This is a genomic window from Lentzea sp. NPDC051208 (assembly GCF_040682435.1).
Classification (GTDB): Bacteria; Actinomycetota; Actinomycetes; order Mycobacteriales; family Pseudonocardiaceae; genus Lentzea; species Lentzea kristufekii.
The window spans coordinates 105978-125330 of sequence record NZ_JBFBAW010000023.1; the positions used below are offsets into that span (position 1 = coordinate 105978).

The 19353-nt window shown below is 65.9% G+C and carries 18 protein-coding genes; 9 read left to right on the forward strand and 9 right to left on the reverse strand.

Features of this window, described 5'->3' with window-relative positions; all coding sequences use genetic code 11:
* Positions 1-318: a helix-turn-helix domain-containing protein gene (locus tag AB0M48_RS39000; RefSeq protein WP_363852247.1), complete on the reverse strand. Its 318-nt coding sequence runs from the start codon at positions 316-318 to the stop codon at positions 1-3.
* 117 nt (positions 319-435) lie between these two features.
* On the opposite strand from AB0M48_RS39000, the gene AB0M48_RS39005 reads away from it, so the two are divergent.
* From AB0M48_RS39005 to AB0M48_RS39015, 3 genes are all read left to right on the forward strand, one after another.
* The gene (locus tag AB0M48_RS39005) at positions 436-1302 is read left to right on the forward strand and encodes an NmrA family NAD(P)-binding protein (protein WP_363852249.1); all 867 of its coding nucleotides are present in this window, start codon (positions 436-438) and stop codon (positions 1300-1302) included.
* A gap of 118 nt (positions 1303-1420) precedes the next feature.
* The gene (locus AB0M48_RS39010) at positions 1421-1696 is read left to right on the forward strand and encodes an isoamylase early set domain-containing protein (protein ID WP_363852252.1); all 276 of its coding nucleotides are present in this window, start codon (positions 1421-1423) and stop codon (positions 1694-1696) included.
* Positions 1697-1892: 196 nt separating this feature from the next.
* Positions 1893-3581: a putative adhesin gene (locus tag AB0M48_RS39015; protein WP_363852296.1), complete on the forward strand. Its 1689-nt coding sequence runs from the start codon at positions 1893-1895 to the stop codon at positions 3579-3581.
* Positions 3582-3641: 60 nt separating this feature from the next.
* On the opposite strand, the gene AB0M48_RS39020 is transcribed toward AB0M48_RS39015, so the two are convergent.
* Complete coding sequence (locus AB0M48_RS39020) at positions 3642-3860, reverse strand: hypothetical protein (protein WP_363852254.1); 219 nt, start codon at positions 3858-3860, stop codon at positions 3642-3644.
* A 690-nt stretch (positions 3861-4550) separates the two neighbouring features.
* Here AB0M48_RS39020 and AB0M48_RS39025 point away from each other — a divergent pair.
* A complete protein-coding gene (locus tag AB0M48_RS39025) occupies positions 4551-5849 on the forward strand; it encodes a hypothetical protein (protein WP_363852257.1) in 1299 nt (432 codons plus the stop codon).
* Positions 5850-5905: 56 nt separating this feature from the next.
* On the opposite strand, the gene AB0M48_RS39030 is transcribed toward AB0M48_RS39025, so the two are convergent.
* Positions 5906-6343 carry a hypothetical protein gene (locus tag AB0M48_RS39030; RefSeq protein ID WP_363852259.1) on the reverse strand — a complete coding sequence of 146 codons (438 nt, stop codon included), beginning with the start codon at positions 6341-6343 and terminating at the stop codon, positions 5906-5908.
* A gap of 337 nt (positions 6344-6680) precedes the next feature.
* Between AB0M48_RS39030 and AB0M48_RS39035 the strand changes: the two genes are divergently transcribed.
* Positions 6681-7979 (forward strand): putative adhesin, encoded by a 1299-nt coding sequence (locus tag AB0M48_RS39035; RefSeq protein WP_363852261.1) that lies wholly within the window; start codon positions 6681-6683, stop codon positions 7977-7979.
* Positions 7980-8300: 321 nt separating this feature from the next.
* Here the strand turns inward: AB0M48_RS39035 and AB0M48_RS39040 are convergent, their stop codons facing one another.
* The 5 genes from AB0M48_RS39040 to AB0M48_RS39060 all read right to left on the reverse strand — a co-directional run bounded on the left by AB0M48_RS39040 (position 8301) and on the right by AB0M48_RS39060 (position 13628).
* Positions 8301-8840: an RICIN domain-containing protein gene (locus AB0M48_RS39040; protein ID WP_363852264.1), complete on the reverse strand. Its 540-nt coding sequence runs from the start codon at positions 8838-8840 to the stop codon at positions 8301-8303.
* A 221-nt stretch (positions 8841-9061) separates the two neighbouring features.
* Complete coding sequence (locus AB0M48_RS39045; protein ID WP_363852267.1) at positions 9062-9268, reverse strand: hypothetical protein; 207 nt, start codon at positions 9266-9268, stop codon at positions 9062-9064.
* Positions 9269-9458: 190 nt separating this feature from the next.
* Positions 9459-10355, reverse strand: a complete 897-nt coding sequence (locus AB0M48_RS39050) for a TIGR03560 family F420-dependent LLM class oxidoreductase (protein ID WP_363852270.1) — start codon at positions 10353-10355, stop codon at positions 9459-9461.
* An 89-nt stretch (positions 10356-10444) separates the two neighbouring features.
* Positions 10445-13192 carry a LuxR C-terminal-related transcriptional regulator gene (locus AB0M48_RS39055; protein WP_363852273.1) on the reverse strand — a complete coding sequence of 916 codons (2748 nt, stop codon included), beginning with the start codon at positions 13190-13192 and terminating at the stop codon, positions 10445-10447.
* A complete protein-coding gene (locus tag AB0M48_RS39060; RefSeq protein WP_363852276.1) occupies positions 13140-13628 on the reverse strand; it encodes a helix-turn-helix domain-containing protein in 489 nt (162 codons plus the stop codon). Before AB0M48_RS39060 ends, AB0M48_RS39055 begins: the two co-directional genes overlap by 53 nt.
* Positions 13629-13847: 219 nt before the next feature.
* On the opposite strand from AB0M48_RS39060, the gene AB0M48_RS39065 reads away from it, so the two are divergent.
* Both AB0M48_RS39065 and AB0M48_RS39070 read left to right on the forward strand, forming a co-directional pair.
* A complete protein-coding gene (locus tag AB0M48_RS39065) occupies positions 13848-14492 on the forward strand; it encodes an isochorismatase family protein (RefSeq protein ID WP_363852278.1) in 645 nt (214 codons plus the stop codon).
* 214 nt (positions 14493-14706) lie between these two features.
* Positions 14707-15147: a hemerythrin domain-containing protein gene (locus AB0M48_RS39070; protein WP_363852299.1), complete on the forward strand. Its 441-nt coding sequence runs from the start codon at positions 14707-14709 to the stop codon at positions 15145-15147.
* Positions 15148-15357: 210 nt separating this feature from the next.
* On the opposite strand, the gene AB0M48_RS39075 is transcribed toward AB0M48_RS39070, so the two are convergent.
* Complete coding sequence (locus AB0M48_RS39075; RefSeq protein ID WP_363852281.1) at positions 15358-16860, reverse strand: regulator of G-protein signaling domain-containing protein; 1503 nt, start codon at positions 16858-16860, stop codon at positions 15358-15360.
* Positions 16861-17509: 649 nt separating this feature from the next.
* Here AB0M48_RS39075 and AB0M48_RS39080 point away from each other — a divergent pair.
* Together AB0M48_RS39080 and AB0M48_RS39085 are read left to right on the forward strand one after the other, a co-directional pair.
* Complete coding sequence (locus AB0M48_RS39080; protein ID WP_363852284.1) at positions 17510-18868, forward strand: hypothetical protein; 1359 nt, start codon at positions 17510-17512, stop codon at positions 18866-18868.
* A 163-nt stretch (positions 18869-19031) separates the two neighbouring features.
* A partial coding sequence (locus AB0M48_RS39085; protein ID WP_363852287.1) for a flavodoxin-dependent (E)-4-hydroxy-3-methylbut-2-enyl-diphosphate synthase occupies positions 19032-19353 on the forward strand: 322 nt, incomplete at its 3' end.

Consider the following 19353-nt stretch of genomic DNA (forward strand, 5'->3'; position numbering starts at 1 on the left):
TCAGGTGAGCTGCCGGTCGAGTGCGACCCACCGCTCGATCGCCGCGAACACCTCGCTGAGGGCGTGGCCGCGTTGGGTGAGGGTGTACTCGACGCGAGGCGGCTTGGCCGGGATGACGTTCCGCTCGAGCAGCTTCTCGTTCTCGAGGGTCTGAAGCCGCTCTGCGAGCGTCTTCGGGCTGATGCCCGGCAGCGCCTGCTGCAGCTCGCTGTAGCGGAGGCTGCCTTTCAGGAGGTGCCAGATGATCAGGCCGGTCCACTTCGCGCCGATGAGGTTGAACGCAGGCGTGATCGGACAGTCTTCCGGTCGGATCCGCAACGGTTCACTTTCCATAAGTGAAGTTCATATCAGAAAAGTGCGTACTTCACAATGGGAAGTTAGATGCATAAACTGAAGTCAGAGCTCGAAAGGCTCGATCCCAACCAAGGAGTTCTGATGTCCAACCCGTTCACCGTGGTCGTCCACGGCGCTACCGGCACACAGGGTGCCCCGGTCGTGCGCCGCCTGCTGGCCGACGGGCACCACGTTCGCGCCGCGGTTCGTCGGCCCGGTTCAGCTTCGCTGCCCGCCTCGGTGGAGAGGGTGGCCGCCGACCTGCTCCACGGTGAGTCGCTCGTCAAGGCCTACCAAGGCGCGGATGCGGTCGTGGTCCAGCTGCCTCTCGAATTTCACCCCGACCGCGCGGTCGCCCAGGCCGAGACCGTGCTCGCCGCGCTCAAGGAAGCTGGGGTGCCGCGGGCGGTCTTCAACGCCAACGGTCCTCTCGCCCCAGCGCCCATCGGAGTGCCGTACGTCGACGCGAGGGTGACGTTGGCGACCGGACTGGCCAGCCACGTCAGCCACGCCGTGGTCGTCGCGCCCGGCGGGCCCTACATGGACAACCTGGCCGAGCCGTGGCAGCTCAGCGAGATCAACGGCGCTGGAGTGGTCTCCTACCCGGTGCCCGAGCAGGTTCCGCTGCCCTGGGTGGCGATCGACGATCTCGCCGAGGTGATCGCCCGCGCGCTGCGGGGGGAGACCGGTGAGCTGGTCGTGGTCGCCGGCCCCGAGGTCCTGACCGGCGCGCAGGTCGCGGAACAGATCTCCGCGGCGGCCGGACGGCCGGTGCGGTATCGCGCCATCACCCCCGCGCAGCACGCCGAGATGACGACACCTCACCTCGGTGCCGAGGCCGCGAACGGCGTTGCCGCACTGTACGAGGCTCGCAGCAAGGGTGCTCCGCCGCCCGCAGCGGCTCCTGCGACGCCCGGAACCACGACGTTCGCGGCCTGGGCGGCGAAGAGGATCTGGACCGCGCCGTAGCAGCAAGCCTCAGGCAGCTGATCCCCGCTGCCCGCCGACGCGACCGGCGTTCACACTGCCGATCATCGCGGACGTCGCTAGCGTGCTGGGCCCGAACCCATCGGAAGTGAGGAGATCGATGCTTCGACGAACTCGCCTCTTCGGCTCCAAGGTGAAGGTCACGTTCGAACTGCCCACCGACGAACCTCCGGGCAGGGTGAGCGTCGTGGGCAGTTTCAACGGCTGGTGCCCTGGCACTCATGAACTGCTGCCGCGACGTGGTGGGAAGCGCACGGTGTCCGTGACCCTCCCACCGGGAGAGCACCGGTTCCGCTATCTCGCCGAACAGGGCAGGTGGCTAGATGACGAGGCCGCCGATCGCGTCGACGACCAGGGCAGTGTCATCGCGCTCTGAACTGTCTTGTGCCGGAGCCGTGGTCGTGGAGGGGGCGGGTCTGTGGTCGCCCCCCTCACGGCGTTCCGCGTTGCCCGATCGTGCTCGAGTTGGTGCGCTGGACGCTTCGCTGGTGACTCCCTCCTCGTAGTCCTGGGGCCTGCACCATGAGGGCGTGGTGACCCCGAACTCGTGGAGGTAGGTCGTGACGGCGATCGTGAAGGGTCACGGAGTCGACCCTGATGGCAGCGAGACATTCGTCCCGGACGGCGTGACGATCGTCATGTACACCGCGCACACCGTGCGGCTGTGTAGCGGGGTGGCGTTGCTCGCGTTGCTGGACGAGTGCGGTGAACCCGGCGATCAGGTCACAGGCCCGGCAAGGATCAAGAACTACCGGCTCAGCGCCCAAGACGACGAGTTCATGATGGCGTGGTACTCGGTTGCGCAGGAGAGCGACGTTCCGATCTGGTGGGTGGGCACGGATCTGCACGACGGCATACGGTTGTGCGAGTCCGATGATGACGATGCCGTCAGCTGTCGCAGTCTCGGCACGCACACGTGTACCGGCGTGCTCGGCCAGGTTCTCGCCCACGACAATCGTGTCGCATTGGTGACGTGCCGCGGTTCATATGTGGACGGTTCCTTCAGTGACGAGAACAGGAACGACCATGTCGCTACGCGATATGACGCCACCACAGAAGAACTCAGGCGGCTTGTCCGCAAGCTAAACAAGTTGCTACACGACGGCCACGTGCAGGAGGCGGAGAACGAGTACGACGCCCTACCACAGGGAGTGCAGGCATTGCTGTGGAGCAGGACCCTCATCAAGGGCTGGCAACTGGCACGTTGGGTGAAGTACTACGCGGATGCGAGCGACCTGGACCAGCTGTTCGGTCACCTGGACGCCAACGCAGGCGACATCGACGAGATCGTGAAGTGGCTGGACCGCCAGCCGTCCTACGGCGAGGCGTTGGACCGCGTCGCAGACAGGTATCCGGACAGCTTCTACACCTGGGTGACCAAGAAAGCGTCCAAGCCGGTCAGCGTCGCACTTGCCAAACGTCCGCGCCTGCAGCTCGTCGCTGCCGATCGGGTGGACGATCCCGAGGGAACGATCGAGCACGAACGGCAGAACAGGGATCGCCTGAAGGCCAACCAGGGGCCCGACTCGACGCAGCCGAGGGTCGTCGCGAAGTGGCTCGTGAAGTACGCCGACGCGCGGACGGGCGACATGGATCGGTTGTTCCGACACCTGGAGGAGTCCGCGGACGTGCTGCCGGAGGTCATGATCTGGCTCGAGCGGACGCCGGGATGGGGCAGGACCCTCGACGCGCTGGCCGCGTCTCGTCCGGATCGATTCTTCGCCTGTCTGGCACGGGCCAGTGACGGTGTCGCCCGTGCGCTGCTCGGGCGCGCGGCCATCCAGCGCGATTGGTCACATCGCAGGCGTGCTCGTGTTCTGGCCGATCTGGACCGGGCTGCGGACGGACGGGTGGACGCCGCGGCCGCCGAGCGGATTGCCGAGCACTTCTGGGAGCGTCTCTCCTCAGGCGATACGGCCATGATCAGCCAGGCGGAGGCGGACGTGAGGAGGCTCAACGGCAACGTGCTGAAGGTGCTGGGCCGCAACGACTGGTTCGACGACTGGCTGCGGGCGAGGCGGCTGCTGTCCTACGTCAAGGACGAGGAGATCACGGCGGTGTTCCAGCTGATGAGCGACAGCATGTTCGGTGAGCTGACCGGTGTCATGAAGTGGTTCAACCGCATCCCCGCGTACGGCGCGCATTTCGACGAATGCGTACTGCGCAATCGCGATGAGTTCTCCCGGTGGCTGCGGGCGCTGGACGATGAACGCGTCCGCCGGTTGTTGACCGCGCGCCAGGCACTTCGCGGTTTGGTCTGATCCGGCAGGAGGGAGCGGGCGCCCGTCGGTTCGGCCGTCCCGCTCGCTCCGGCGGTGTCGTCACGTTTGGTCGCTGGGCGAGACGGAAGCGTCGAACGCACGGAGCACCTCTTGAACCGAGGAGGCGCCGACGATGCCCAGTTCGTGCAGCCGTGACCCCACCTCCTGCTGCAAGCGGATCACGAGCGCCTCAGAAGCCTGGTGGAACGAGTAACCGCCAGGCCCCATGTGCGACGCCACCTCGTCGACGATCTCCACGGACGCCGAGAAAGACCGCATGGCCTGGTCCGCGCTGGACAGGCGGGCGACGGCTCGGTCCTCGTCCGGAAGAGCAGACGATCATGCAGCGGTGATGCCGGTATCGGTTGGCTGGGATGGTGAAGTGCCGGTGCACCAGGCGTTCCGACCTGGTTCCGCCAGTCCCGGTGCCTTGGCGGAAGTGTCGAGCTCTGGCGCCCCCAAGCCGCAGACAGGGTCGTGCTGGTGTCGTGCTGTTCGCTCAACGAGTTCGCGTTGTGCCGTCCCGCCGGCGTGATCGGCATGGCGCATCCCTGTGAAGCCTCGACCCACCACAGCGTCAAGCGTCAGGTTCGTGGCTTGTGAACGTCGTTCTGCGCATGGAGGAAGGCCCGAAGAGGCAACGCGACAGTGACCGGAAGGATGCCCGGTCGTCTCTGTGCGCAGGCGCCGATCACCGGCACAGTGGTTGTCAACGGGCCGTGCGCACGGCGGTAGTGCGCGCGGCCCGACGTGGGCGGCGGCACATCACCCCCGGGTCGTCGCCCACATCCACCACGGACCGCTTCGTTCGAGACGCGGGGAACCCGATGGGTGCTCACCGCTTCGACGGGTGGACGGTGCTCGAACGTGCACCGAACGATGCGTTGTTTTCCGGCCCGTGGGCCGTCAGACGTCTGGGGCGTCAGCCCATGATGGGCACGACGGAGCTGAGGAGCAGGGGAGTTCACCATGAATCCGCAACCCGATTCCGCTCTCGCGCGCCTATGGGGACTTGTCGGAGACGACTTCTCGCAGACCTGGCGCGAGGTCCTCGGACGGTGTGAACAACTGGTGCCGGAGGGGTCCGCCACAGCGGAGTTCCGTCAGGCCCTGGGCAGGATCGACAACGACGTGGACGCTGTCGTCCTCACCTGCTTCGGCGTCACCAGCGACGACCTCGCCGCCCTTCTTCCCGTGGTGGACGACCTGCAGCGGAGGCTGCACGAGCTCAGCGATGCGGTGTGGACCGTGATCAACGCACCTCTGTCCTTCTGGACCGGCTGGCGCGACGATGCCGTTGCAGAGGTTCAGCTGATCCTGCGCGAGTTCGGTGAGACGCGGGTGGACCCGGCGCTTGCTCCGGCATTGGCGGATGAATTGCGCGGCATCCAGCCTGTCGCACCACTGCAGGATTTGCCCGCCGCGTCGACGCGGCTCACCTCACCGCGATCATCGGGCCAGTCGGCTGCGAGCGCGACGGCCCAGGCTTCCGCTGACCGGCGCAGCCGGAATCGGCATCGCGAGGGAAACCATCGACCGGATCTCACCGCTCCCGGTTACGTGACTCCGAGAGTCCCCCTCACAGCGGGTCCAGCGGCGAGCCTCGACTACGAAGGGTTCAACGAGGAGTGGGCACAAGAGCGATCGTGGCCGACGTGGCGGCGAAACCGAAAGCCGGCGGAAGGGCCCCGTTCGAGCAGTATCGTGCCAAGCTCCGCCGTCGTCTCACCAGCCGCAGGGCCAGAGCTCACGCCGGATCAGCTGCACACGATCCACCTCACCAACAAGGCGCTCTGGAAGCGCAAGATGAAGGGCGACTACCTCGACTTCCGGCTGCGTTACCAGGCGGGCACGCCACTGCTGATGGTCGGTACCCACACCGGCGACACGTTGGCGGCATGGAGGGCGGTGCCGGGGCGTGAGGTCATCGGGCGCCTGCACGTGCTGAAAGCCAAGGCACTGCGCACCGCGCCGATTCAGGTGATCGGTTGCCCGGTGAACTTCCGAGCGGATCTCATCGACCTGCTCGGCCGTATCTCCGATCGCCCAGTCGTGTTCGAAAGCGACAACGACCGGGCCGTCGCGGTGACGTCCTCGACACCGCGGTCCGGTGCCGGCGGAGAGCGACCGCCGGTGCGCGAGCAGGTCGCTCGCCCGAGCGGGCCGGAGGAAGCCGAGGCGGCGGCGGTGGCCGGACGACTCGCCGCCGGACTCGCGCGGCGGATGGCGAAGGTGAGGGCGCTTGGTCGCGGCAAGGGCAGCCGGTGATCCTCACAGTCGAACGGGCCCGTCCGCCTGGATGTACTTCGCGACCACGCGGGTGTTCATCGGGGCAGTTGCCGCAACCTCGCCTCGAGCCGGTCAAGACTCGTGCGCGCACCGGGGAACTGGTCCCGGTTGAAGATCGCGAGGTAGTTCGACAACGTCCTGAACGCCTCCTCGGCGTGTCGGCCGAATTCGCGCGCGTGCTGTGTGAACTCGGCTTTCAACTGCTCCAGCGCCGTCACAGTCCGCTCCTCGGCGTACCGGCGGTAAGCGACGTCACCGCCCTGCGCGGCCGCGGCCGTGTCCGGTGTCGCGGACCTGTAGGTCGTCACCAGACCGGATAGCCGCAGGGACTCGGCTACCGCTGTCTCGGCGCCGAGCGCGTTGGTCGTGAACTTCGTCCACCTCTCCTCGACCGCATCCTGGACTTCGCGCTCGTCCATGTCGAGTTCTTCGGCCAGTGCACCGATTTCCGAGTCCGGCCAGTCGTGCTGCATCGCTCAATCGCTCCGTGTTCATCGATGAGAAGTCGATCTGTGGATCGCCGTTGCATTGTGGTCCCTCGCGAGGTCTTGCATCCGGTCGCGGCGGACCGCTCACCAGGCAGGCAGAACTGCCTCTTCGGTTGCCCGACGATGCAGTCTCCACCCTGCGGCGTGGAAGGGATCATCAAGTCCGAAGTGGACTGATGCGGCGATGCCAGGTTGCCTGTGGATCCGGCGATTGAAAAGGCAACCATGCCTGCCTTGCCATCTGCCCAGTCGCATGTCGCCGCACCGGCTCGGCAACTCATGCTGGTGTGACGAAGCCCGTCATCGCGTAGAAGGAGGCGCCATGGGCAAGCTGTACGTGATAGGCCACGGCGGCACGGCCGGCGGCGGATCGACGTTCGTGCCGGCCGGTACCACCGTCCACAGCTACGCGAAGCCGGGGGAGACGCTGAGCGCCGGCACGGTGCGGTTGATTCTCAGCTCGGGGGGGTCCGAGACCGGTGTCGTCGTGGCACGGGCCGGCCGCTCGTTGCTGAACTGGGAAGTGAGTCCCCTCGACACCGACGACTTGCAGGGAGACCTCACAGCGCTCGCGAAAGGGCTCGACGGGACTGCCCACTTCGTCCAGTCGAACACCATGCTGTGCACGACGCCGACGCGATGTCTGCTGCGATTGAAGAAGTGGGAGGACGACCGTCGGCGTCCGCTGTCGCACCACAAGTCTTGCGAGGGCCTGTTCAAACTCTACCCGGAGCACGACGAGATCCATCTGCTGATCTGCCAGTCGTACACCGGCCTCGACACGATGAGGCTCGAGACGGGTATGCCGCGGTTCGCCAGAGATGCAGACAAGGCGATCAAACGCGACCGCAGAGGCGAGCCCGTGGTCGCACTCGACAGTTCTGCGCACGACGAACTCGACACCAAAGCGGCGGAGATACTCAGGCTCGGCAGGAAGGATCCGCTGGCCGCGCTGAGCTATCTCCACAACGAGTTGCCACAAACCGTGCTGGCACAACTGATGGCGGTGAACTCACAGCTGGAGGACTGGGTGACCGAGACGTGGGCCGACTTCCAGAAGACGGCGCCGTCTCACTACCAGCACGATCAGAACTCCGCGATGAGCCGTGTCGAGCAGTACCACCAGGCGGTTGGTGAACACGTGCGCGGAGGTTGGCTGACAGAGCGGAACCACAGGGACATCCGGGGCAAGCAACCGCCCGCCTCGATCGAGGACGCCATGGAGGCCGTGCTGTGGGCGGAGGTGTTCACCCAGTGGTTCTACAGCGCGTACCTACCCGCCGCGGACGGCGCCCGCGATGACGAAACCTTGTACCACCTGCTCCACCTCTGCGACAGGTGGAACTCCAGCCACGTGTTCGCCACCGAACTGGTCGACTTCTGCCGGGAACGCAGTCTCGGACATGTCGAGGCCGCACGGCTCGTCGCGGACCTCGATGCGGCGATCGGCCGTGCCCAGGCGGCGAGCACCAACGCCCGGTCGGTCCCCGACGACGAGTCGGTGGACGGCGCCCCATCGGTGCGCGATGAGGCGGTCCAGCTCTACGTCGTCGCGACGAACCGGATGGAGGAGATCTACCAGCAGTTCCTCATCGCGGTGAGCACCGCGCTGACACCCTGAGGCCGCGAACGGAAATCCCGCGCTGGGATCGGGCCCCGGTTCGTGAACTGACCGCACCTGACGGCGTGGGAACCGGCCGGTGCGGTCCGCGTCCATCACGGTGAGTTCTGGCATTCGATCCGCCCGGCACAGTTTGCCGCTGAGCGTCCTGCCGGAAGTTCCGTCCGCCGCCCTCAGCTCGGGATGAAGGGCGCCTCCGTCCGCCTCAGGTCAGGGCCCGCGAATACGCCGATATTGGTTCTGCCCCGCAAGGTGCGGTGCCCGCACGGCATGAAGGGCGTTTTGTGAACGTCACGTTCACAAAAGCGCCCTTCATGGCACTCAGCCGCGGGCCAGCAATGCGCTGCCGAGCTCCCACGCGCCGCTGCGCGGCTCGCACGGTGCGATCACGAGCTGCGTCCCGTTCACGGGCGTGCCGCTGCCTGCTCGCACGAGACATGCGCTCGATCCGGTACCGGCCAGTGTGATGAGGCCGCGCAGGCCGTAGTGGGTCCACCGCTGGTTCGGCCCACCGTGGCAGTCCCACAGGATGACCGGCGTACCTGCTGCGGTCGAGCCGCCGTAAGCGTCGAGGCACTTTCCGCCGATCCGGAAGACGCCGGTCCGGTCAGAGTCGAAGAACCCGGTGCCGGCCTCCTTGACGAACTCCCATTGCTGGTTGGCGCCGCCGTGGCAGTCCCAGAGGATGACGCGGGTGCCACTGGCCTCGTCGGCGTGGTCGGGGCTGTCCAAGCACGTTCTCGTGCCAGTCTGATCGTGGTGCGTGATCGTGCCAGTTGGTGTCGCGGCGCCTGCCTGGCCGGTCACGCCCATCAACGCGGCGGCCAGCAGGGCAGCGGTGAAAACTGTTCTTTCGCGCATCGTTCGGGCGGCTCCTCTTCACTTTCAGCGCGGCTCGCTCGTGAGCGCTGCTGACTTTCTCGGGATGCAGGCGCACGGTAACCGTTAACGCCGGAAGAATGCGCTGTTGGAGCCGAGAACGTTTCAAGAAAGCCCGAAAAGGCAGCTTTGCGTGTCGCATGCGCCGACAGAGGTGCTTTTTCCGGAAAATGTCATGCCGGAGCAACGCACGATGCACGTGCTCAGAAGATTTCGGTCAAGGCGGGCTCGTTCCCTCCCCAGCCGGGGTATCCCCAGGCCTGCATCTGCACGTTTGCGGCTGACGTGTCACCGGGCGCGTCCACCACCAGTGCGGTGTGGGACCAACTCAGCGCCAGCACTGTCAGCAGACCGCCGACAGCGGTGGTCGCAAGAATCTTCACTCGACGAACGGTGTTTCGGTTGCGCATGGCAGGTCCTCTCCCGAAGTGATCTCCACAACTTGAAGGTGGTTCAAATCACTCTGCGCCTGGGAGTCTGGCAGCACCCCAGGGAAAAACCCTGGGTTCCTCAATTCTTCCGTTGTCTCCGTCCTCGCACGCTGCGGTTCGATTGCGGTGAGTGGCTGGCGATGCCTGGAGCATCTCGTGCGGTCGATGCTCATCGCATCTTGCCGGCCAGGGTCCCCAACGCCTCGACGGCAGCGGTGTCGCAGCCGGACCGGAAGTTGACGTTCAGCTGACCGATGCCGAGTTCGAGCAGATCGTCGACGATCTGCGGCAATGCCCCTACGCCACCGCTGGCCAAGTCGACCGATATGTTGGCGGTGCGCAACACCTCGGCGGGGTCGCGTCCCGCGTCAGCGCAGTGCTCGTCCAGCACCCGCAACTTGCGCCGGAAGCGGTCGTGCGCCTCCTCCCGCCACTGGGCCAGCGATCCTCCCGCGTCGAAGTTGGACGCGTCGGCGTATCGCGCGACCAGTCGCAGGGTCTTCGTCTCGCCCTCGCCGCCGATGAGCAGGCGAAGTCCGCCTTCGCGCACCGGTTGAGGACTGTTCAACGGTTCCGGGGCGGCGACGACGGCACCGGAGAACGGTCCCGGCTGCGGCTCTACACACATGTGCCGTGCGAGCCGCACGGTGTCTTCGAGCAGGCGGAAGCGTTGGGCCAACGAAGGAAAGGGAATGCCCAACCCCACTGCCTCGCGCTCGTACCAGCCAGCACCGACGCCGAGCCATGCTCGTCCACCGGTCAGCACGTCGAGGGTGGTAGCGGTCTTCACCAGCACCCCGGGGTGGCGGTAGGCGACACCTGCCACAAGGGGGCCAAGCTGGATGCGCTCGGTGACCGCCGCCAGATACCCGAGCGTGGTGTAGCACTCCAGCATCGGGTCCCCGGCACCGCCGGAGACCGCGGGCATCTGGAAGAAGTGGTCGAGCAACCACAGACCGTCGAGGCCCGTCTGCTCTGCGGCAACGGCGACGTCGCGCAGGTGCACGGCCACTGTGGCAGGCCCGCCTGCGGGATTGAACTCGACGAGCTGCAACCCGATGCGCACAGTTGTACTCCCCGATCGGCCGGAATGATGATCGGGAGGGTACGTGAAGCCGGCGCACCGCTGAACTGTCCTCGTGAACCGATGCCGCGTCAGCCGGCGAGCAAGGCGTCAGCCATCTCGCGGAGCTTGCGGCGGCTGTTGATGCCGCACTTCGCGAAGACGTTGGCCAGGTGGTACTCGACGGTCTTCTGCGTGACGAACAACTGCTGAGCGATCTCTCTGTTCGTCAAGCCCCGGGCGACGAAGGACGCGATGTCGCGTTCACGCGTGGTGAGCGACAACGGGGAACTCCTGCTTGTCTGTTCACCCACGCGCAATCCCGTGTCGACCAGAGCCTGTCTGGTCTGCGCCCAGAAGGGCCGGGCGCCGAGTTTCTCGTAGATCCCGTGCGCCTTGCGCAGCTGCTCGATGCCCGACCGGCGATGGTTGGTGGCGACCAGCAATCTACCGTGGTCGGCCAGCAGGTGGGCGTGGTACAGCGGCGCCTCCGACGCGTGGTCCACTGCCACTCGTAGCGCTGCTTCGTAATTCTCCTCGGCTCGCCGCAGATCTCCGTTCGCCCAGGCCACCGACCCACGCAGCCAGCCTTCGAGCATGCCGACCCACGGTGCGGTGTGCGGATCCAGTGCCAGGTCCTCGATGAGTGCGGTTGCGCGCGAAACCTGACCGGCGAGCAGGTATCCGTGGATGAACACGAGGACGAGCCAGGCCCGCCACCCTCCACCGCTGATGCGGTGGAGTCCGACGCTCATGATCCTGCCGTCGATGTGCTGGCGGAGCAGTGCTGTGTCTTCTGTCGCGTGGCAATGCACGATCATGCCGATCGACCACGAGACGCTCCAGTCCGGATGAGGCGCCGGGTCCAGGGCCTCGAACGCGGCGTCGAGGTACGCACGTGCCCGTGCCGACTCCCCTCGGCACGAGGGAACCAAGGAAGCGTACGAGTTGGCGGAGGACAGTTCGCCGACGCCGGCGGTGTCCTGTGCCAGGGCCGCGTAGTGCTCGGCGCGTGTCCAGTCGCCGAGGAACCACGTCGAACCGGCGAGGTGCGCGTAGCCGGAGCCGATGAGCCGCGACGGCACGCCCAGCCGGAACCTGTCGATGGCCTCGGTGAGATCGTCCACGCCGGTGTCGTGCTCGCCGAGTCCGCCCCACCGCATGCATCCGCGCAGCAACAGCACCTCGGCGAGCTCGGGCGGGGCGTCCCGCGGCGAGTCCGGCACACCAAGGCGGCCGAACTCCTCGATCGCGGTGAGGACGCCGAGCAGTGTGCCTCGCGCTATCGTCGTGAGGCCCGCCAGGCTGTCCTGAACGTACGGGTCGTCGACCTCGGCACCGGCCAGCGGTGCGATCGCCTCGAAGATCACCTCACCGGAACTGCCGCTGTAGTAGAGGGCCCAGCCCAGTTCGCAAACGAGCCTCGCGTGCAGCGTCGGGTCCTGCTCCGGATCGGTGCGGGAGAGAGCGGACCGCAGGCGCTCCGCGCCTTCCTCGGGCCTGCCGAGCTGGGTGGCGAGCGTTCCAAGCACCAGACTGCGACGTGGCTTGTCCGGCAGGTCGTTGATGTCGCCGAGCATGTCGACCACAGGTTGGTGGTTACCGTCGAGCAGTCGTTCGTAGCAGCTGTCGAGCAGGCACCTCTCGCGCAGCACCTGGTCGTCGACGAGGTCGGACGACCAGTGCAGGTACAGTGCGGCCAGGTCGTGCTCTCGTGCTCGGTGAGCCGCCTCGGCCCTCTCGGTCAGTTCAGCTGCGAGGGCGGCGTCTCTCGCGGGAGCCGCTGCCACGCGATGCTCCATCTGCGAGCGGCCGCTCGACACCTCGGCGGCCCTGGCGTTCATCGCCCGCCGTACGGGCACCGGCATCGCGGATGTCACCGCAGCGCCGACGAGGGGGTGCGCCAAGGTGACCCGCTCGGACACCGTTGACCTGTCCCACTGGACGAGCCCGGCTGCCGCGGCGGCGGGCACGGCCTCATGCACGTGCTCGACGTCGGCGACGTGAGCCAGTTCCGGTAATGAGGCACGCCGACGCAGCACGCTCAGTGCCTGGACCACCGCACGCCCGTCGGCCGGAAGGCCGGCAAGCCGGTCGGTGGTGAGTTGCGCGTACTCGCGCGGTGCGAGTGAATGCACACCACTCTTGAGTGATCTCTCGGACGCTTCATCGAGCAGTGCTCGGACGTGCAGCGGATTGCCGGCCGTGTGCTTGTGCAGCGCTTCGACGTCGCGCGGAAGAAGGCGCAGACCGGCGGCTCGCGCGAGTGCTGCCACGTGCTCCACGCTCAGCCCGCCCAGCTCGACGACCCGGCACTTCGTGGTCTGGCTCATCATGCGACGCCAGCTTTCGGGCAAACCATCGACAGGTGGCCTGCACGTGGCCACGACCAGCACCTGGTCGCCGTCCGACAACCTGCGCAGTGCCAGCGCCAGCGCGTCCAGCGACTCGGTGTCACACCAGTGCAGGTCGTCGATCGCTATCGCGACAGCGCTGGACTGCTCGATCACGCCCATCGAGTCGACGAAGTGCATGCCGCGGGCGAAGGTCGTCCTCGCCGTGGTGGACGGCAGCCCCAGTTTCGCCTCGAGCTGGTCGAGCATCGACCAGGGATCGTGTGCGTACGCCGGTTCACCGGAGACCGTCACGACGCGGAATCTTTGAAGGTCTGTCAGGCACGCTCGCAGCAGCGCCGACTTGCCGATGCCTGGGTCGCCCTGAAGCACGAGCACCGACGGGTGACCTTCGAGCGTCGTCGAGCTGAGCCGCCCGATGAGGTCGCGTTCGTCAGCGCGCCCCACCAGCGCGTCGGAGAGGGGCGTGTGCCGGGGCTGGCTCATCGGAGCACCACTTTCCGGAGGGCTGGGCCGCGGCCGTCGGAGAGCCGGCTGGTGTGTCGGTACAGCCTTCCTGCTTGTCGAACTGTGCTCGCGCCGTATCGACAGCGACGATGTTGTCATCGACCCAGGCCATCAGAGCGTTAACATGCGTCGCGAGCGTATCGCCGAGTGGGGTGAGGGTGTAGTCCACGCGAGGCGGCACGACGGGGTGGACCGTCCGGCGTACCAGACCATCTCGTTCCAGGGCACGCACGGTCACGGTCAGCATGCGGTGGCTGATTCCGTGGAGTTCGCGGCGAAGCTCGGTGAACCGCTTCGTGCCGTCCATCAACTGGTGCAGCACTCCCAGTGACCACTTGTCACCGATGCGTCCCAGCAATTCCCGGGTCCGGCAGTTCAGCCGGTACGAGGGGTCGTCCGGTGGCTTGGCGACCATGGCGCACTCCTGAGTCCATGCGACCGAGCGAATGCTCGCTCGTTCGCCAATCGTACCGCTGGAACGAATCGTTGCTTGTCCGCCTCGACGGTTACCGGGAGGGAACTGACGCAGAAAAATGTGCGTTCTTCCGGGGATCGCGGTGCCGACCCAAACTTGGGTCGTCCGCGGTGACGGCCCTTCGGTCGGTCGCCAGAAAGTGTGAAAACGGGAGAAGATATGCTGAACCAGCCGCTCACCCCGGAGAACAGTGCGATCGTGCTGATCGATCACGGCGTGGGGTTCGCCAACCTCTTTCGGTCCCATGAGGTGGCCGCGCACGTGAACAACGTTGTGGCACTCGCGGAGACGGCGCAGGCGTTCGAGGTGCCTTTGATCGTGACCGGCGGCGCTGACGACAAGCCCTCCGGGCCGCTTTACGGCGAGCTGGCGAAGGCCATCGGTGATCATGAAGTGATCGTGCGCGAAGGAAACTTCGACGCATTCCGGACGACGGCGTTCGAATCCGCGATCACTGCGACGAAGCGGCAGAACCTCGTCATCGCGGGACTCATGACGGAGGGCTGCGTTCTTCAGACCGCACTTGGTGCTCTTCAGCGGAACTACAGCGTCTACCTCGTCACCGACGCGTCCGCGGGTGAGACCGCCGAGGCCCACCAAATGGCGGTCCTGCGCATGACGCAGCTCGGAGTGGTGCCGGTGACGTGGCTTTCGCTGGCGACGGAACTCCAGGGCAGCTGGAACAACCTCGCCACGGTGAAGGCCTACACCGAAATCCTGAGCCGGCGTTCCGTGTCGTTGGCGATGGGCTTGCACAGCCACCAGGCCGCGTTCGCAGCCGGTGCTCGGTCCGCGTCCGCCTAGTCAGCCGGCAGCGAGGAGACGCGGAAGCGCGTGTCCGAGCGTGTCAGGAGGTGAGGATGTGCCTGACCACGGAGGCACTGGGGGTTACGACATCTCGTCGTCATCCCCGGACACGCCGACTCGGTCGCCCTACGGCGAACGTGCCGAGTCCCCGGCCCAGCCAGGGGACGATGCCGCCCTGCGCGCGTCCGCTCACGGCCGCCATCTCGCCGAGGTGCACGATCATCTCCGCCGGGAACTGGCGGACCTGCGGACGATGATCGCCGACGTCGTCGGAGGGAGGGCGGACGGCGGTCAGGCACGGGCGATGATCAACGGGATGAGTGTCCGGCGGCACGACTGGCGGGCCGGGGCACATTGCACAGCCTTCTGCCGGACTGTCACAAGTCATCACATGATCGAGGACAACGCACTTTTCCCCCGGCTGCGGCGAGTCGATCCCGATATCGCTCCGGTGTTGGACCAGTTGGAAGTCGAGCACCACGTCATCGCCGCGGTGCTCGACCGGGTCGACGCCGCGCTGGTGGCTGCCGCGACGCAGCCGGACGGCATGGCCGAGCTGCAGCGCTCGGTGGACCTGTTGGCCGATGTTCTGCTGGCCCATCTCGCTCGTGAAGAGCGCGAGCTCGCCGTACCACTGGGCAGGCTGCGGTGAATCTCTCGGTGGGTTTCGGCGGAGGTGGTTGCGGCGGGCCGGTGGGCACGAGCCGCCGTTCGGCGCGCACGGGGAGCCGGTGAACCTGGCACGGATTCCCGGTCGGACCTGGCGTCTGGATCCGCGGCCGCCGTGTTCGTCGAACCACCCGAACCCACCTTGGAGCTAACCTCGGTGGCTTCGGGTGGTCCGTCACGTCGCGGTGCTCCCTCACTGGGAGCTGCCTGGCCTTGTACGAGAGCTGAACTGCCGGAGCATGTCGTCCAACATTTCTCGGACGCTGCGGAGTGCCTTGTTGAACACAGCCGGTTCTGAGACTTGTGACTGGCCCTCGAATCTTGCCGCGAGTTCTCGTTTCGTGCTGTGGGGGATGTTGATCGCACGATCTCCAACAACATAGGTCGTGTAGATGAGGCTGGCGTCTTCCGGGGTGGAATTTTTTTGATACCTCAGCACTGCATCGTAGAAGTCAAGGACTTCGCTGGCCTGTGCCTTGTCACAGAACTGGCGGAAGCGCTTCTGGGTGTTTGGACCCGCGTTCATCCAGAACTCTTGGAATGACATCCCCTGTGCCGTGGCCTCAGCTGCTGGACGCTTGCCCTCTTTGCGGCGTGATCGGGAGGGTGATGCCTCGCGAGGGCTCTCGCCCGGCTGCGGTACCTCATCGAGCCCCTGAATGATGGTCCGCTTGCTCCCGAGTGTGTTCCGCACGTACTCGGCGATGAAGCCGGCGTCACGGAGAGGCTGCACCGACAGATACAACCTCCGCGTCGGATGTAGCCGACTGTGCACGCCGATCTTGTGCATCGTCCCTTGTACATCCGAGATCTCTGCCATCAGGTCGCGCAGGCCGGGAAGCTCGGGATAGGGCTTGTCGGTCTGGGAGAGCAGCAGGAGGGTGTCCTTCTGCACGAACTCGAAATGGGGGTAGCCGACGTCCGGGGTGTTCCGCGGGGCGCCTTCGCGGCTGTTCCAGACCTGCTCGTTGACCTCGTCGATGCGAGGTGAGTGTGCGTGCACGGCGAGTCGGCTCGTGGCCTCGTCGATGCGAAGCCAGGCCCACGGCGTCAACGGCTCGGGTGACCCCGTGGTCACCACCACGTGGGCCACGGCTTCCAGCCGGTCGTCGAGACCCAGAACGCTGACCACTCGATCCCAGGGGAGCTCACCTCTTGCGTGGTGGTGCGCGTCCTTGCTGCTGATCACCACCACGAAACCGTGTTCTTTGGCGTATGCGACGTGTGGTAGTTCGGTGTTCGCGTCGGCTGTCAGTGCATTCAACTGCTTCCTGATGTCGGCCAGGGTCTCGTCCACCCATGCCGAGAGCTTCGCGATTGCTTCGTTCGCTGATTCATTGACGTTCTGGCCGGTCGGTTCGATGTCCTGGTCCGTCCCGCCGTAGAGCTTCTTCAGTTCGTCAGGGTCCCCCATGAACACTTTTTCATAATCAAGGAGACCGTCGAACTTGGCGATGAGGTTGTGGCTGTATTCCGACCAAAGTCCTTTGTATATGCCCGTCGTGTCTGTTGCGGCGGCCCGGAAGGCGAGCTCGGGGAACACGCCCCTGAGTTCGGGTGCAAGGCTCATCAAGAGCGGGAGATTTGCGCTCGACTTGGTGAGGCGCTGCAGGCCGCTCAAGGAGCTGCGCATGAAGATCAGATCTTCTTCGACGTGTGCGCGGTATTGATCCACTTCGGGGTCGGTGTGTGTCATGGTGCCTCCGTCGGTTGTGGACAGTGAGCTCATGCCGACCGCTCGGCTGCCGACACCATCGTCTGCTGCGGACAGTGGCGGATGAAGCTCCCTCTGGTCGGAGACTCGGGCCAGGTCAGGTGCCTCGGCGGGGCAGCGTTCATGGGCGAGGAGGGCACCGTTGCGGGCAGGACGGGCATGCTGGGTCGCGCTCGCGAAGCGTCTGTCGCGCGGGCGATCCTCCCAACTTCGAGGACAAAACGCGTCTGTGCGAGTCTGCCACTGGACCGTTGTCGACCGGCCGGGATCTGCACGGAAGGCGTAGGGGCGCGATTTCGGCGCTCGACCGCGAACCGTCATCGTGCGACGGCTTGTCCGATGACCACGCGATCCGCAATACGGCGTGATCGTGGCCGCTTCACCTGGTGCCTGGGCCATTCCTGCAGCACCGCACAAGCGAACCTGTGCTGATGTCCGGGCGATGACAGAGGGCGAGGACACGGTCCCTGCTTCGCACTCATGGGTAACCGCGCCCCTGCTGTTCGCTGCCTCATCGGGCTGAAAAGGACGCTGTCGCCCGAACGCGCTGGACAGAGATTTCATCGCTGCCGACGCTGTGTCCACGGCTGCGGAGGACGCGCGCCGTACTGCTTGAGCGAAGGAGCTGACGATGGTCTGGACAGAACACCCCTATCTCGGCGGTTTGGACGCACAGTGGCTGCAATGGCTGCAGTGGGCGAAACCCGAGGACCTCCGCAAGAGCGAGCAGCTCATGGAGGTGTTCTCTGCGTGGCTGCGCGACCCGCGAAATCCGGCCCGTGACCAGACCCTGTGCGAACTCGAGACCCGACTGCCGATGCTGAGGATTCTCGACGACGCCGTGCACTCCCTGCGGATGGACACGCTCGACGGCCCGCAGGTGAGCGAAACCGCGGAAGGCCCCGTTTTCGAGCTCGGAATGCATGCCAAGGGCCGCACGATCTTGGATGCACTGTGGAAACATCACGACGTCGCTCGGGTCAACGGAATGCTGGGGCTGGACAACCGCTTCACCGCAGAGGTGCCGGACAACGTCTTCGCTTTGAGCGCCGCAGAGCGTTTCGGCGTGCGTGACGACGCAGTTCTCGTGGAGACGCTCCAGGAAGTGACCAATGGGGCTCATCTGAACTTCTACACCTGGATGGAGTTCGCCGAGCGGGAGGCGAAACGCCTCCACCAGGAGGCGTCTGCCGCCGACGAGCAGTTGGAGCAGCAGGCACTCTCCGATGAGGCCAAAGTGCGGGAGTTCTTCGACGACTGTATCCGTCACATCGCTCCGCGACTGGGCGCGACGAAAGCCGGGGCCGCAGATGCACACGGATCAACCGGCGAAGGTGGAGGACGGGGGAGCGGCCAGGCCTCCGAGGAGACGTTCGTCAAGTTCGCCTTCGACATCGACGGCGAGCTCGTCACGGAGACGAAGCCGCGCGATGCCGGGATGTCCGCCCTGTACTCACTGGGCCTGCCGGAGGTTCCGGCGTCGACGTTCTACTCGGCGCGGAGGAAGCCCGGCGTTTCCTTCGACATCCCTGGTCTGCCGGGGTTCCAGGTCGTGTTCGACGCGATCAGCAAGTTCGGCAGTGGCAAACAGCTGATGTGGACGATCTACGGAAACCTGACGTCCATCGGGGCCGGGTTCAAGGAAGCACTGGCATCACTGCCGGTGGACACCCCGCACCACTACACCCAATACCGGGACAAGGTTGTCATCGCGTCCCACACGGACGATCCGGTCAGCCGCATCCAGTTCGCCGTCGTGCGTTTCGCGGCGGTCAAGGAGTCCGGTGGGACCGGGACGGGCTGGCTCGCGAAGCGTGTGAACAAGGACCCCTCACGAGAAAGCGATCGGTCCGGTTGTCTGTCACCCCACTTGAGGGAAATCAGGACCGTGAGGCGTTCAGGGCGGCGGTCGTGGACGCGGACCGGACGATCAAGGTGCGTTGGAGGGAGTGACGCGACAGGACATCTCCCTTCGGCTGACCGGCGTTGATCACGCCTGGTGCTTCGGTTGTGCGCGAACGAACTGCTCGGTCGCTGCCCGGAGGACCGACCAGCAGGGCAGGACAGCACTCGCCGGGAACCTCACGATGGAAAAACGCGCTTGCCACGCAACGTCTGCGCAGGCGGGAGTCCCGTCGTGACAGGAGAATCACATGGTTGTTCCACTCGGGACACCTGCCTTGCCGCCTCCGGTGCTGTCGGAGCGTCGCAAGACCCGGCAGCTGATGGTGGGCAAGGTCGGTGTTGGCAGCGAGTTCGGAGTCTCCGTCCAGTCGATGACGACCACTCTCACGGCGGACGTCAACGCGACGTTGCAGCAGATCGCGGAACTGACCGCGTCGGGCTGCGACATCGTCCGGGTCGCCTGCCCCTCGCAGGGCGACGCGGACGCCCTGCCGGCGATCGCGCGCAAGTCGCAGATCCCGGTGATCGCGGACATCCACTTCCAGCCGAAGTACGTCTTCGCGGCCATCG